21 protein-coding genes are annotated in these 13,247 nt (G+C 26.0%); 2 read left to right on the forward strand and 19 right to left on the reverse strand.

Annotation, left to right across the window (positions count from 1 at the left end):
• The first annotated feature begins 432 nt into the window (after positions 1 to 432).
• Complete coding sequence (locus CSBG_RS09335; protein WP_008678957.1) at positions 433 to 633, forward strand: PF20097 family protein; 201 nt, start codon at positions 433 to 435, stop codon at positions 631 to 633.
• 129 nt (positions 634 to 762) lie between these two features.
• Here the strand turns inward: CSBG_RS09335 and CSBG_RS09340 are convergent, their stop codons facing one another.
• The 5 genes from CSBG_RS09340 to CSBG_RS18955 all read right to left on the reverse strand — a co-directional run bounded on the left by CSBG_RS09340 (position 763) and on the right by CSBG_RS18955 (position 3,326).
• Positions 763 to 1,236, reverse strand: coding sequence for a hypothetical protein (locus tag CSBG_RS09340; protein WP_008678959.1), 474 nt, complete (start codon positions 1,234 to 1,236; stop codon positions 763 to 765).
• Positions 1,237 to 1,295: 59 nt separating this feature from the next.
• Complete coding sequence (locus tag CSBG_RS09345) at positions 1,296 to 1,769, reverse strand: DUF4829 domain-containing protein (protein ID WP_008678961.1); 474 nt, start codon at positions 1,767 to 1,769, stop codon at positions 1,296 to 1,298.
• Between the two features lie 242 nt (positions 1,770 to 2,011).
• Positions 2,012 to 2,353: a hypothetical protein gene (locus CSBG_RS09350; protein WP_008678962.1), complete on the reverse strand. Its 342-nt coding sequence runs from the start codon at positions 2,351 to 2,353 to the stop codon at positions 2,012 to 2,014.
• Between the two features lie 308 nt (positions 2,354 to 2,661).
• The gene (locus CSBG_RS09355) at positions 2,662 to 3,195 is read right to left on the reverse strand and encodes a biotin transporter BioY (protein WP_008678963.1); all 534 of its coding nucleotides are present in this window, start codon (positions 3,193 to 3,195) and stop codon (positions 2,662 to 2,664) included.
• Positions 3,192 to 3,326 (reverse strand): hypothetical protein, encoded by a 135-nt coding sequence (locus tag CSBG_RS18955; protein WP_268875688.1) that lies wholly within the window; start codon positions 3,324 to 3,326, stop codon positions 3,192 to 3,194. The genes CSBG_RS09355 and CSBG_RS18955 overlap by 4 nt, the downstream gene beginning before the upstream one ends.
• Positions 3,327 to 3,445: 119 nt before the next feature.
• On the opposite strand from CSBG_RS18955, the gene CSBG_RS09360 reads away from it, so the two are divergent.
• Positions 3,446 to 4,426, forward strand: a complete 981-nt coding sequence (locus CSBG_RS09360; protein ID WP_008678964.1) for a biotin--[acetyl-CoA-carboxylase] ligase — start codon at positions 3,446 to 3,448, stop codon at positions 4,424 to 4,426.
• Between the two features lie 63 nt (positions 4,427 to 4,489).
• Here the strand turns inward: CSBG_RS09360 and CSBG_RS18285 are convergent, their stop codons facing one another.
• From CSBG_RS18285 to CSBG_RS18765, 14 genes are all read right to left on the reverse strand, one after another.
• A complete protein-coding gene (locus tag CSBG_RS18285; protein ID WP_051005284.1) occupies positions 4,490 to 4,723 on the reverse strand; it encodes a GNAT family N-acetyltransferase in 234 nt (77 codons plus the stop codon).
• Between the two features lie 365 nt (positions 4,724 to 5,088).
• A complete protein-coding gene (locus tag CSBG_RS09370) occupies positions 5,089 to 5,577 on the reverse strand; it encodes a GNAT family protein (protein ID WP_008678966.1) in 489 nt (162 codons plus the stop codon).
• Positions 5,578 to 5,689: 112 nt separating this feature from the next.
• Entirely contained in the window at positions 5,690 to 5,863 is a 174-nt protein-coding gene (locus CSBG_RS18550; RefSeq protein WP_008678967.1) for a hypothetical protein, read from the reverse strand.
• A gap of 49 nt (positions 5,864 to 5,912) precedes the next feature.
• Entirely contained in the window at positions 5,913 to 6,452 is a 540-nt protein-coding gene (locus CSBG_RS09375; RefSeq protein WP_008678968.1) for a GNAT family N-acetyltransferase, read from the reverse strand.
• A gap of 321 nt (positions 6,453 to 6,773) precedes the next feature.
• Positions 6,774 to 7,025 carry a hypothetical protein gene (locus CSBG_RS09380; protein WP_008678969.1) on the reverse strand — a complete coding sequence of 84 codons (252 nt, stop codon included), beginning with the start codon at positions 7,023 to 7,025 and terminating at the stop codon, positions 6,774 to 6,776.
• A gap of 542 nt (positions 7,026 to 7,567) precedes the next feature.
• The gene (locus CSBG_RS09390) at positions 7,568 to 8,038 is read right to left on the reverse strand and encodes a hypothetical protein (protein ID WP_008678971.1); all 471 of its coding nucleotides are present in this window, start codon (positions 8,036 to 8,038) and stop codon (positions 7,568 to 7,570) included.
• Positions 8,039 to 8,342: 304 nt separating this feature from the next.
• Positions 8,343 to 8,534 (reverse strand): hypothetical protein, encoded by a 192-nt coding sequence (locus CSBG_RS09395; RefSeq protein WP_008678972.1) that lies wholly within the window; start codon positions 8,532 to 8,534, stop codon positions 8,343 to 8,345.
• Between the two features lie 29 nt (positions 8,535 to 8,563).
• Positions 8,564 to 8,995 carry a VOC family protein gene (locus CSBG_RS09400; protein ID WP_008678974.1) on the reverse strand — a complete coding sequence of 144 codons (432 nt, stop codon included), beginning with the start codon at positions 8,993 to 8,995 and terminating at the stop codon, positions 8,564 to 8,566.
• Between the two features lie 95 nt (positions 8,996 to 9,090).
• The gene (locus tag CSBG_RS09405) at positions 9,091 to 10,017 is read right to left on the reverse strand and encodes a serine hydrolase (protein WP_008678977.1); all 927 of its coding nucleotides are present in this window, start codon (positions 10,015 to 10,017) and stop codon (positions 9,091 to 9,093) included.
• A gap of 522 nt (positions 10,018 to 10,539) precedes the next feature.
• Entirely contained in the window at positions 10,540 to 10,944 is a 405-nt protein-coding gene (locus CSBG_RS18755; RefSeq protein ID WP_235840820.1) for an EcsC family protein, read from the reverse strand.
• On the reverse strand, positions 10,922 to 11,173 hold the full coding sequence (locus tag CSBG_RS18760) for a hypothetical protein (protein WP_235840821.1): 252 nt from the start codon (positions 11,171 to 11,173) through the stop codon (positions 10,922 to 10,924). The genes CSBG_RS18755 and CSBG_RS18760 overlap by 23 nt, the downstream gene beginning before the upstream one ends.
• A 375-nt stretch (positions 11,174 to 11,548) precedes the next feature.
• Positions 11,549 to 12,460 (reverse strand): hypothetical protein, encoded by a 912-nt coding sequence (locus CSBG_RS09415; protein ID WP_008678980.1) that lies wholly within the window; start codon positions 12,458 to 12,460, stop codon positions 11,549 to 11,551.
• A gap of 293 nt (positions 12,461 to 12,753) precedes the next feature.
• Entirely contained in the window at positions 12,754 to 13,089 is a 336-nt protein-coding gene (locus CSBG_RS17970; protein ID WP_242825278.1) for a hypothetical protein, read from the reverse strand.
• Positions 13,055 to 13,246: a nucleotidyltransferase domain-containing protein gene (locus CSBG_RS18765; protein WP_035285267.1), complete on the reverse strand. Its 192-nt coding sequence runs from the start codon at positions 13,244 to 13,246 to the stop codon at positions 13,055 to 13,057. The genes CSBG_RS17970 and CSBG_RS18765 overlap by 35 nt, the downstream gene beginning before the upstream one ends.
• Position 13,247: the final 1 nt, after the last annotated feature.

The raw sequence follows: 13,247 nt of genomic DNA on the forward strand, positions 1-13,247 counted from the left end.
CTATATCTGTAGCCTTAATATTTTCATTTTATTTAACGTCATCTACTTTTATCTTCTATATTATCTACTGATTTAGATTCTACTCTACCAAAAATTGTTTCTACAATTTTATATCCATCACTTGTCAAATTTTTATACGGATAAAAATTATACTTAATTGGAATTGCTGTTATTAGAAATTGTATAAGACTATAAAATGAAAGACTTCTTAATATTATTTTATATGCATAATTTAGGCTATAAGAAAATTTATATAAAACTATGCTTGATAATAAACAAACTATAAAAGAAATAAATGGTCCAGCTGCTGTAATTACTATATTTCTAAGTTTAGTACATTCATCTATTTGATTATTATTTTAAATAGTCATTATCTATATTCTATATGATATAATTAATGTATTGAATTGATATTTTATTGAGGTGGTATAAATGAATTGTCCATATTGTAATAAAGAAATGAAAAAGGGTATTATTACTTCTCCGAAAAACAGCTTTGATTTTATTTCAGATGAAGCTAGAAACCAATCTTATTTTTTCCCTGAAAGAATTAATTTAAAACGTGTATTGGATAGTGATTTAGTAGCTTATTACTGTGATGCCTGCCACAAAATTGTAATTGATGTTAAGTAAATTTAATATATAAGAATAGCCAATGAAAATCTCATTGGCTATTAAATAATCTTTTTATGTTATTTCTGAATTACAGACTAAAAAATCCCATATTTAATCAATCAACTTTACCTTATCAAAGCTTTAAAATTATTCGCCAGATAGAACCTTCTGTAGACTTGCATTTATAGCCTCAGAATCTTCAGGATGTGCCAAAAGTAATTCATTTGACTTTAAAATAGCTGCAGAGTTCGTAGTTTGTACTGATTGTTTTACTTTAGGATCATCAATAGAATCAATGTAATCCTTTTGTTTCTGCCAAGCTTCTTTTATTAAGTCATAGTATTCTTTTTCAGTTGCTTCTGGTTGTGTATCTGGTTTCGTGTCTTGTTGTATATTTTTTTGTACATCCTCATCCTCTTTTTTGCTTTCCACTGCATTTTCAACAGAGAGAGATGTAGTTTTTTCACTTTCTTTTACCGAGCTTTGAGTGCTGGTAACAAATTGGCTTGTACTTAATTCAGAATAATTATTTTCTCCTACTGAATTATTTTTCTGTCCACATGCGACAAGTGACAGAGATAATAACAATAATCCTAATTTCAAAAATAGCTTTTTATTCATTTTATATCTCCTCGCAAAATAGATACTCTATTACACATTTCATTACTATTGTAAATAAACTACACACCCATGTCGTCTATAAGCCATGGTGAGGTTTCATCTTTTCTTATAAGAAAATACCAATAATCATATATTCCACTATCTCGAGGACCTACTCCATCTTTTTTGTAGTTTACTTCAAACTTAACTTTATAAATCTTAAGGTTATTTTGGGTTGCTCCATTTATTTTACCTCTTCCGTTAATTAAATAACCTTCCTTAAGTTTTTCATTATTCTCCTCTTCAATTCTTATTATCTTTGTACTATCCAAATTTTCAAATCCCCAAAATACATTTGGATCATTAAAACGCTCTGTTAAAGTAGTTAATAAATTTTCATTATTTTTCTCATTTTTATATTTAAAATGATTTTCTAATACAGTTTTAGCAGAATCATTTTCAATATCAATTGTACTATTACTTTCTTTTGAAAAACCAGCTATAGTAATGAAAGTTATAATAACTATTATAATAATTTTAAGTTTTTCTTTCATTATAGCCCTCCACTCAAATCTTATCCATTTCATACTCATTTACAACTATAGATTTATTATAACATATTTTGTAAATACCATACTATTCAATTTTCAAAGAACAAATTTTCTTAATTGTTCCGAAATAAATTAAAATTACGTACTATTTCTGAATTGCGTACTAAAAAATACCGCATATTCTTTTGAATAATACGGTATTTTCATTAATTAATATTTAATTTTATGTTCGTAATATAATAATATTATGAATTAAGTTCATCTTCATTGTATTCATAAGGATATACATATAGTCTTTGAGTTGCACCACGTCCCAGATAAGTTAGTGGATATGGACTATTAAGTTTACGTCCTCCACCAATTAAACCAACGAATTTGTCAGCTCTGATTATATAAACTTCACCATCAATTTTAACAATAGGCGTCATGTCATCTTTTAATATAACTAAATTCTTTTTCTCTTTATTACAATATTCAATTAATATATTTTTAATATCATCTGAAGTACTAACTATTCCATTAAAATCTATTATCATTTCACACTTTGGAAAAAATTCTTTTTTTAATTCATTTAATTTCTCAAGCATTTTAAATTTTCCTTTCAATATTATTTTCGTAATATAATACTATTACGAATCAATTATAACACATTTTTCCAATACCGTAATATTCAATTTTCAAAGACCAAATTTTCTTAATTACTTCGTAATAATATCAAACTTCGAATTTAATACATATAATTTATGTTTATAGTTCTATAAATATAAGTAGGAATAATAAATAGAATATATGGAATATGTCTACCTAAGAATAATAATATTTTGCAAGTATTTAGCCCAAGATTTTATATAACAAAAGTAAATGAGATAACTTTGTAATTATCTCATTCACTTTATTAATTTATATCAAATTTAAGACTTTTTTTTAATTTTACTGCTAGATATGAACTTAAAATACACTTAAATATATCTCCAACTACAAATGGAAATACTGCTAATGATAATGCAGATATAATACTTATTTTTTGTATTATGCTCATATATATTGCTCCAAAACAATATAGCACAATCATTCCAATAAATACTGTTACAAATAAATATCTTTTAAAGCTATTGTTCTTACCTTTTAAGCAGCTCATCAATGGTGCTATAACTAAAAATCCTAATATAAATCCACCTGTTGGTCCAAATAATCTTCCAAATCCACTTGTTCCTCCTGAAAAAACAGGTAATCCAAAGACTCCTAAAAAAATATATAATAAAACAACTAGAAATGATTGCTTAGGTGTAAGTATTAATGCTACTAAATTAATTGCAATTGTTTGTGCAGTAATCATTGTAGGTGTAAATGGTAATGGAAAAGAAATATATGATGATATACAAATTATTGCTATGCAAATTGACATTTTTGTTAATTCTTTTATTTTCATTTTAATCCCCCAATCTTTATTGCTTCCATAAAATCACATTCGAAACATAATATATTGTTTAAATCTTTATTTCTTTCATAGTTTATTTTAGTTAATGATTTTGCAAAATCTTTTATAAGATAATCTAACATATTCTATATAATACTTTTTATTTTCATAATAGTCAACCCATTTTATATTTAAGGGTGACAATAATTATGTTATAATATACTTATAAAATAACAATACTGAAAATAAAATAGGTGAAAACATGAGTGTAAAAGATAAGACTTTAAGTGTACTTGAAAATAATAAAGGAAATTATATATCTGGTGCTGATCTTGCTAAAGAGCTTTCAGTTAGTAGAAATGCCATTTGGAAAGCAATTAAATCATTACAAAATGAAGGTTATAATATTTATGCTGTAACTAACAAAGGCTATTGCCTTTCTACTGATACAGATATTTTATCATCACAAAGTATTTCTAAATACTTGAATAAAAAAGATAATAATTTTAATATTAAATTTTATAAAACAATTAATTCAACTAATAGTGCAATAAAGGAACTTGCAATTAATGAAGAAAAAGAAGGCACAGTAATTATTTCAGAGGAACAAACTGAAGGCCGAGGAAGATTTGGTAGAAAATTTCATTCTCCTAAAGGTACAGGAATTTATATGAGCATTCTTTTACGACCTCAAATGCATGCTTCAAAGGCATTTCTTATTACTGCTGCTACTGCTGTTGCTGTTGCTGAAGCTATAGAAGCAGTTTCTGATAAGGAAGCTAAAATAAAATGGGTTAATGATATATATTGTGACAATAAAAAAGTATGTGGGATATTAACAGAAGCGTCTTTTGATTTTGAAAGCGGTATAATTGATTATGCTGTTTTAGGTATTGGTATTAATGTAAGAATACCTAAAGAAGGGTTTGCAGAAGAAATTAAAGATGTAGCAACCGGTATTTTTGAATATGAAACTTCTACTTCTACTGATATTAGAAGTAAACTTATAGCTGAAATTTTAAGACGATTTTGGCACTACTATAAACATATTGAAGATAAATCTTTCTTAGAATCTTATAAAAGTAGATCTATATTAATTAATAAAGAAGTAAATATACTTTCTAGCAAATCTTCGGAAAAAGCTACAGTTCTTGAAATTGATAATGACTGCAGACTTAAAGTTCAAATGGAAGATGGATCTATTAGATTATTGTCCTCTGGTGAAGTAAGTATTAGAATGTAAAAGCCTAGAATATCTAGGCTTTTTATAATTCCTCAATTACACATCTAATTTTCTTAATAAGATTTATAATGCTAGTTTCATTAAATTATCTGTTTGTTCATCATCACTCAATTTGAAAACATGTATATCAAACTTTATAAATCCTTGCCTTTCATAAAATTTTATAGCACTTATGTTATTTTCCCATACCCCTAACCAAATATAATTTAGGCCACTATTTCTTCCAATTTCTATGGATTTTTGCATTAATATTTTACCTATATTTTTCCCCAGAACATAAATTCTTTGAACTTCCAATGTATTATCATAACCTTTTTTGTTTGTTCCTTATCAATAATTAATTCTACACACATCGATATATCATAAGATCCAAATTCTTTATTTGATAAACATGTAACTTCAATTTATGTATCCAGGTAAAATAAAGAGGAAAATAACCCAAATCCTTCATATCGAGGACTTCTAAAATATTTTCTTTGATAAATTCTAAAAAGCTAATTTTAGTTAAATTTTCTATTACTAAAGCCAATATTATAAAATATCTTCTTAACTAATCTTTTATATTACTTTGCTATCGTTTGTTATTGCTCTATTATAAGGACTTATAAAAAATAAATTTCACTTTTACTATAAAAATAATTAAAACTTAATCACTATATTTATCACTCATTTAAAATCATTACATCAAACTCTATCATACTAGTATGAGAAATTCTCTTAAAAGAATAGATTCTTCTAAATCCTACTATTTGATATACTTTTATTGCACGTTTATTAAAATTTGCTACAGTTAAACGAAATTCTTTAGCGTGAAATTCCTTTCTAGCAAAATCCAATCCTTTTTTTAAAAATTCTTCTCCAAGTCCTTGTCCACAAAAATCTGGATTTATTCCTAATCCTATATCCATAATATTTTTATTATCGTAAACATCATATTTATGTGCAATTGGAACTTGAGCAGATCTACCAAAGCAATAGAATCCAACTATATTACCTTTACTATCTAAAGCTGAATAATAATCTCCATTAAGAAGTTCCTTTATACATCCATTACTCCCATCTAAGCTATAAATAGAATAAGGCTCCTTATAAATCCACTTAGAAATCATTTTTGCTTCATTATTAGTAACTTGCTTTATTATTATATTCATATATAATCCCCACTTAAGAATTTTATTTAATGTTTTCTTTGCTCGTCAAACAAGTCCTATAGCTCCATTATTTTTCTCACAATTCAATCAAAACTGTAGTTACTTTAAATAATTATTTAGTAACTACTAGAGTACCTTGATGAAAAACCATCTTCCAGTACCCATTACTACAAAACTCGAAAAAGTCTTCTGATAGTAATTTCTTTATTTTCTGCTTATCTTTTCTAATTTCAGATTTTAACAATTCATTTTGTAATTTAAATATAATTTCTTTCATATTATTCATAATACAATCTCTCAAATTTATATATCTATAAAAATTATACTTAATAACTTTAAGAAAAATACTCTGATTTTAAAATACTATAATAAAGTATGTTAATCTCTTTATTATCTAATAATTTCAATCTTTCTTTTCTGGTAAACCTATATTTAAACCCACACTTTTCATTTACCCTTTTGGAATTATTATTAAAATCATAGTGACCACACCAAATTATATCTAAATTTAATTTATTAAAGCCATAATCAACCAAGCAATTCACAGCTTCAGGAACATAGCTGTTTCCCCAGTATTTAGGATTCAAAACATATCCTATTTCCCTTTGAGCTAAATTAGCTAAATTTATATCAGGTTTTCTCCTATGAAGCCCAATACCACCAATAACTTTGTTTTCAAATTTTAAAACTATAGCATAAGTATCACTATTACGTATGAAGATTTTTATTTTTTCCTTACTTTCATTTTCATCTTTATGCGGTGGCCATCCAGCACTTGGCCCTACTAAATTACTTTTAGCATATTCATATAAATCCGCACTATCACTTTCCTGCCATTGTCTTAATATCAATCTATTGGTTATCAATTCTTCCATTCAATATTCCCCTTTTACAAATCAATTAATACAATTATAAACTAATTATCCATATAATTACATACAATTCCTAGTATCTATATATTAAATTTTCAATAAAATATTTGAATAATTATCTAGAACTAACTTTAAATTACTCTTCTTATATTCAATAGATTTTTTATATAATATTCAAATTTTTATTTCAAATAAAAAATACCGTATATTCACGTTTGAATAATACGGCATTTAATAAAATAATTTTCTAATTTACTTCTTAGTTCATACAATCAATTGTATAAATCTGTATATTTTTAATTATATAATTAGTATTTTTACCCTCTAACCTTGTAATCCATTTTCTTGACGTTCCATATTTTCAATAACAACATCATATATATCTCCTAAAGAATCACAATATTCTAGTAGTTTCCATGGAGTATTTGTATGAAAATGAACCTTTATCAAGTCTTCATCACCAACTGCTAGTAAGCAATCACCTTCGATATTTTTAGTTATATACTCATTAATTGCATCTTCTGAAAGATCATGACCTTCAATTAATAATTGGGTATCAAATTTATATTCAAGCATAATTTATTCTCCTTTTAAACTTCAATTTCAATTTATATATTAGATAGGTAAAAATTTTCACCTTATCATATTATGGATAAATTATAACATATTTTTTCAAAATATATACACTTAAAAGAGTATCAATACTATATTTATTAATTAACCTATAAAGATAATTTCAATGAATAAACTAGTTACATTGAATAATTTAAATCATACTACTTATTTTTCATTTAATCTTTTTTTCATATTGGATTAGAGTTACTTCGATTATTATTACTAATACCCATACTATAAATTTCAATATACTATGCTCCATATAGAAATGAATTATATATAGTAGAAAAATAGCAAGTACTAAGGCTAATATTGTAATTTTATATTTTTTAAATTTATTAAATAATTTACTCATAAACCTCTCCTAATTTAAATTTTACAATTCTATTGAATATGAATTGTAAAATATTTTCCCAACACAGATATATTCAATAAAAAGCTAACTTTATTATTTAATTCTAGGTATAATCTTAAATCGAATAATGAACTAAAATTTAATAATTTTATTCTATCTCCTTTAAGTGCTGAAAATGTATCCCTATATGACCAATCCCAAGAATTACTATAGATATAACCATCCAAATTACCTTCCCATATATTCCTAATAGCAAAAATGCCATAACAGGAAGAGTTGCTCCTGGAACCGGGATGCCACAAAAACTACGATAGAAATTTTTTAAAGTATGTTCTCCTGTAAAATACCTAACCCAATATATCTCGTATAGAATCATTAAAATAAATGATACAATCAACCAGATACTCCTCAGAGAAAAAGTAGTAATATTGAAATCTGCAAAAATTAAAGCACAACAAGTTACAGCTACTTGTCCTATACGTTCAAATAACAACAATAGTTTATTTTCATTGCTATAATCATAATATTCCGGCTGATGCTTTGTCCATATAATATTAGGAATAAATAACATCAACAAATAAATTAATCCTATATATGAAAATCCTAAATGTCCTAACATAGAATTTCCTCCAAAATTCAACTTATATATTCAATTTAATCATAACATATTTTGGAAATGCTATCATATATTATTATGCTAGTATCTAAAATTATTTATGAGTACGTCTAAATGTATTAATCATAATAGCTATTTTTATCAAGTAATATTTGCATTATAAACATGATAAATATATAGAATAATACACCATCTCCTATTCCTTTTAAAATAGTATTCATTAAAAATCCCACTTAATTACAAAATAATCAATCTATCTTTACATCTATTTTCTTTATTGGCTTTCTCTATAAGTTCCTTCAATTATTCAATGACCTTTTTTGTCAATTTCTAAAATTCTATTTAATTGCTCATAATCTGAACGTCTATATCTCTCTTCACCTTCTCCTCCCCATTCTATACTATCTCCTTCATAACATGGAATATTGTATTTTAATGATAGTCCCCTTGAAAGTATTGTTTTTCCACTTGCAACTATACCAAAAATTAATATTTTCATATGTTCTCCAATCACACTTATTTTAAATTCTATAAAATAAGTAATCCATTTTCATCGTACTTAAAATTATGTCCCCATGCAACTTCCCAATAATAGCCATCAAGATCAGCAAAATACGCATGATATCCACCCCAGAATACATCTTGAGGTTCTTTAGCTATAGTCGCTCCAGCACTTCTAGCTAGCTCAATAACTTTATCAACATCTTCTTTAAATTCTACATTATATGCTAATGTAACACCTGCAAATCCACTATTTATTTTAGGAGGATTTTCTTCATTTATATCCTCAACTAATAAATCTAAAGGATAAAGCTCAAATTTTGTTCCTGCTGTATCAAAGAACACTACTTTGGGATTGTTTTCTTTTTCATCAGTTTTAAATCCAAGTCCATCTCTATAGAACTTTATCGCTCTTTCCATACTTCTTACCCCTAAACAAATACATGTAATTTTATTCATCCTCAATCTCCTTTATACAATTTTATTTATAATTTTACTTTATTACAAGTTTATTAAAACTAAACTTACATAACAACTTTTAAATCTAAAAATAATTATAATTTATCTATTAAAGTATTCCATGTAAGTTCTAGAATCCCTGTCATATTCTTGGTCTCATTTGAAACATAAGTTACAACTGCATTCTTATCTGGCAAAATCACTACATAATTACCATATAACCCATCCATACGATATGAACCATTATATGAATTCATCCACATTTGATAGCCATATCCTTGATGATGATCTGCAGTAGCAAACTTTTCATTAAAATCATCTGTCTCAATTTGAACAGATGTTGCCTTTTTTATATAACTTGAAGGAATAAGTTGCTTCCCATTCCAATCCCCTTTATCAAGTATTAATTGCCCAAATCTGGACAACTCATCAGCTGTTAAATGCAACCCAGAAAACCCTTGTGGAATTCCCTTTGGGCATGTATCCCATTTAGGTCTTGGTATTTCTAAATATTTAAATACCTTTTCATTTAAGTATTCATCTAAGTTACTTCCTGTTGTAAGACTTATAATCTTTGAAAGCATATAAGTTGCTGAATTATCATATGTAAAATGAGTACCAGGTTTAAAAATACTAAGTTCATCAAAAAATAGTTGAGAGATATCCCATTCCTTGCCACTACTCCAATCAGCCTTCATTACAGGACACTCTGCATGACCACTTCCCATACAAAGCAAATCATGAATAGTAATTTCTTTTAAATATTCATTCATAGCCATATCTTTTATATCAGGGAAAAAATCTATAACATAATCAGTAAGTTTAAAATATCCTTCATTAATTGCAATCCCTACTGCCATTGATGTAAATGTTTTACTTACAGAATATAAAAGCGTCGGTTTTTCTTGTTCAAAATCATATTTTGCAATTATATTGCCATTTTGCCTAACCACAACATTTAGTACATGAAGATTTTGATCTTTTACTGATAATATTAAATCTTTTAATATTTCATTATCCATTTAAAGTTTCTCCATTCATAATATATTTTTTATTGGTTATATATCAATCTAACATAAGTCGTGCGCTTCATTAGCAAGGTATTAATTATCTATATTCTTTTACTTATATTACTTTAATTATGAAAATAGTCTTTTTCCTTCATACTATCTTGAAAGTTATACTACAAAAATATCTCACTTGTTCTAGATCATGTATTTGAATTTTCTATTTTTAAATTCTGGGAAAATCATAATAGTTCTTATACTAATAACTATATCTCCTTTTATAAATTCTATTATAAATCCTTATAACATATATTTCCAAAATTATTCCATTGATATTTCAAACAACATTTTATTAATTATTTAGAAGTATAGTTTATTTATGTATTTTTTCTGAATTACGGTTTAAAAAATACCGTAATTTATTTGAATAATACGGCATTTTTATTTTTATATTTACTTTTATTTTCGTAATAATTTAAAACTATTCGTTAAATTGGAATTTGTACTATTAATATAAAGTTATAAATTATTTTTCAATTATCCTTTATAATATGATATCGCAAACTTACCTACAGCTTGCGTTGCAACCCAATCAAAGGTAAACCCTACAGGAGCGCCTACTAATGGAACCATTTTCATAAAGCTTGTTAAAGATTTTTCCCCAGCTTTAGTGATAATATTCTGTCCAATCACTTTCCATATTTTAACCATAACATCTCTAGTAATATATTTTTGAACTGCTTTTTTTGTAACACTTTTTGACATTTCAATGCCGATCCTTTTTAGTGCCTCTTTAGCAGAATCTCCAGCTAAAATCAGATATAAATCTGTTTTTAGATCAGTTGTATCTTTTGTATGTCCATAGACATACGCAATAGCAAAAGCCATTGAAGCCTGAATTCTCCATGAACAAATTAAATCAGACGGAATAGATACAGGCAACGTAATTAATCCACCTACACCTGTAATCGCTCCAATAAGTCCATTTTTTTATAGATTTTCGATGTAATATTTTTTTAGCTAATTCATCACAGCTAATATTATTATTTTGTTCACGTAATTTATCTACATAAGCTTCTATAGCAATATAATCTGTAGATAATAAATAATCCATAACAGTTTCAAATCCTTTTTGCAATTCTTCTTTTGACGGTAATTTAATTAACTCCATATAATACTTCTCCATAAATTCTAATTTATCTATCTCATAGCATATTTCAATTATAATTTTATTATAACATATTTTGTAAATACCTCGCTGTTCAATTTTCTTAAATAAAATTTTCTTAACTAGTTCGCAATAGTATCATATAACCCTATAAAAGTTGCATAATATTATGTTTTTACAAATATCTTTTGAATTTTATTTATACTTCTGATGACAATAATAACCTCATATTCCCATACTTCTTGTCCATAATTTTTAATATTTACTTAAAATTAGTTGTATAGATCTATCTTTCACTATATTCTTTAAATCTTTTATATTGTAATGTAATTCATAAAAAAAGAGCCTCTCTTGAAACTCTTTTTCAATATATAATTTTTAATTAATTAGTCTCCATGAATAACAGGACTTTGAAATTGTCAGATTCAGTGAATTTATATATGATAATCTAGACTGCAAAAATTCATTTCTATAATCTTTAGCTTGCTCAAAAAAATTGATGTACTTTTCTTTAAGTGAATCTTCGCCAATTTTAGTTAAATATAAATTTCTAAAGTCTTCATAATAATGTAGAACATCTAATTTAATTTCCTCAGATAATATAAACTTATGTCTTTTCTCAAAATTCTTAGAAACTTCCCACTTATCCTCATAACAGGTATAAAACTGTAGTATGACTATATTTAAAATATCTATCTTCTTTATAAAATATCCAGAATACACATTACCTATATCCGGTGGATTCGTCGTGCTATTTAATGAAAAGGAATAAATACCTCCAACGCTTTCTTCAGTTAATTCAATAATCCGTTTACTTGCTTTCTCGGCCCATTCCGCATACTCCTTCCCTATCCTTACAAGAACTTTATTATAATCAGAATTATACTCAGAAAGAGCTTTTATACAAATAATATTTAAATTACTTATATAAAAACATGCAAAAATACCTTCAAGTTCATCAAATCGCTTTAGATTATCCATTAAATGGGTAGACTCACTATGTAAATCACTTAACTTATTGATATTAACTTCACGTGTATTTTTATCTTTAGTTTCGTTATATGCCCAAAGCAAAGTAGCTACGCTATTGGTGCCTGCTATGTATTCTTTCATAAATGCATTATCAATTGCCTTAATTATTCTTTTGCATACTTCTTCTACGGCTTCAGAAACTATCTCACCAAAGTCATTTTTATCTTTGAATATCTGTGATATAATTTCTGAAGCAACCTTTTCCTGGATATTACCACCTGCTAAATCTATTATTTTACTTAAATCAGTTTCTTCCATCTAATCACCTCCATAGTAGTCTATCTATATATTAAATATTTATACTTTTTACAAAATGGATTTTACTTACCATCATAATAATTAAAATTATAATAAAAAGAACCCTATTCTAGGATTCTTAAAAGTTAATAGTCCTCCTTATAAATAATGTAATTATAATTAGCCCATATATATCTACATTCTTCATATAGAAACTCCATCATTTGTTGTTGTTATTTTATATTTATAATTTAGCATTTTTACAGTTTTCTACTTTTGTAAATACAGTAATACTATTCTTTTATCCTCTTAATCTAACATAAATCTTTAGTTTCATTAACAAGTTCCTCAAGTATTCCTACTCCTCTTCTTGTATCACTTTCATTAGAAGAAATTGAAGTAATAACATCATCTATTCTTTTCTTATAATTTTGTGGTTTAATTTTAAAAGTATCTATCATTTTTACAGCTTTTTTCTCATTAATACAATACTCATTGTTTAATGCAAATAAAACTTGATTTAAGGATGAAATGCTTCTAAAACAATGTCCACAAACATAAGAAATATCATCTTTATCTATACTTGATTTAGCAAACATTAAAGAAAAAGATGCTTCAAACATATACCATCTTATCAACATCAGTAACATTGAAGCCTTCTGATTCATCATAATATATGCCAATATCAATATCAGAATCTTGGTGATTAGTCCCCCTCGCTCTTGAACCTCCTATAACTACTCCTATAACACCATGAATATTTTTAAGTTCAACGGTTATATCATTTAAAATATTTTCAATAATCATA

This window comes from Clostridium sp. 7_2_43FAA (genome assembly GCF_000158375.2).
Lineage (GTDB): Bacteria > Bacillota > Clostridia > Clostridiales > Clostridiaceae > Clostridium > Clostridium tertium.

Bases quoted from the DNA above. Each gene is read 5' to 3' on its own strand.
- CSBG_RS09335 (WP_008678957.1), top strand. From the start codon at position 433: ATGAATTGTCCATATTGTAATAAAGAAATGAAAAAGGGTATTATTACT.
- CSBG_RS09340 (WP_008678959.1), bottom strand. From the start codon at position 1,236: ATGAATAAAAAGCTATTTTTGAAATTAGGATTATTGTTATTATCTCTG.
- CSBG_RS09345 (WP_008678961.1), bottom strand. From the start codon at position 1,769: ATGAAAGAAAAACTTAAAATTATTATAATAGTTATTATAACTTTCATT.
- CSBG_RS09350 (WP_008678962.1), bottom strand. From the start codon at position 2,353: ATGCTTGAGAAATTAAATGAATTAAAAAAAGAATTTTTTCCAAAGTGT.
- CSBG_RS09355 (WP_008678963.1), bottom strand. From the start codon at position 3,195: ATGAAAATAAAAGAATTAACAAAAATGTCAATTTGCATAGCAATAATT.
- CSBG_RS18955 (WP_268875688.1), bottom strand. From the start codon at position 3,326: ATGTTAGATTATCTTATAAAAGATTTTGCAAAATCATTAACTAAAATA.
- CSBG_RS09360 (WP_008678964.1), top strand. From the start codon at position 3,446: ATGAGTGTAAAAGATAAGACTTTAAGTGTACTTGAAAATAATAAAGGA.
- CSBG_RS09370 (WP_008678966.1), bottom strand. From the start codon at position 5,577: ATGAATATAATAATAAAGCAAGTTACTAATAATGAAGCAAAAATGATT.
- CSBG_RS18550 (WP_008678967.1), bottom strand. From the start codon at position 5,863: ATGAATAATATGAAAGAAATTATATTTAAATTACAAAATGAATTGTTA.
- CSBG_RS09375 (WP_008678968.1), bottom strand. From the start codon at position 6,452: ATGGAAGAATTGATAACCAATAGATTGATATTAAGACAATGGCAGGAA.
- CSBG_RS09380 (WP_008678969.1), bottom strand. From the start codon at position 7,025: ATGCTTGAATATAAATTTGATACCCAATTATTAATTGAAGGTCATGAT.
- CSBG_RS09390 (WP_008678971.1), bottom strand. From the start codon at position 8,038: ATGTTAGGACATTTAGGATTTTCATATATAGGATTAATTTATTTGTTG.
- CSBG_RS09395 (WP_008678972.1), bottom strand. From the start codon at position 8,534: ATGAAAATATTAATTTTTGGTATAGTTGCAAGTGGAAAAACAATACTT.
- CSBG_RS09400 (WP_008678974.1), bottom strand. From the start codon at position 8,995: ATGAATAAAATTACATGTATTTGTTTAGGGGTAAGAAGTATGGAAAGA.
- CSBG_RS09405 (WP_008678977.1), bottom strand. From the start codon at position 10,017: ATGGATAATGAAATATTAAAAGATTTAATATTATCAGTAAAAGATCAA.
- CSBG_RS18760 (WP_235840821.1), bottom strand. From the start codon at position 11,173: ATGGAGTTAATTAAATTACCGTCAAAAGAAGAATTGCAAAAAGGATTT.
- CSBG_RS09415 (WP_008678980.1), bottom strand. From the start codon at position 12,460: ATGGAAGAAACTGATTTAAGTAAAATAATAGATTTAGCAGGTGGTAAT.
- CSBG_RS17970 (WP_242825278.1), bottom strand. From the start codon at position 13,089: ATGTTACTGATGTTGATAAGATGGTATATGTTTGAAGCATCTTTTTCT.
- CSBG_RS18765 (WP_035285267.1), bottom strand. From the start codon at position 13,246: ATGATTATTGAAAATATTTTAAATGATATAACCGTTGAACTTAAAAAT.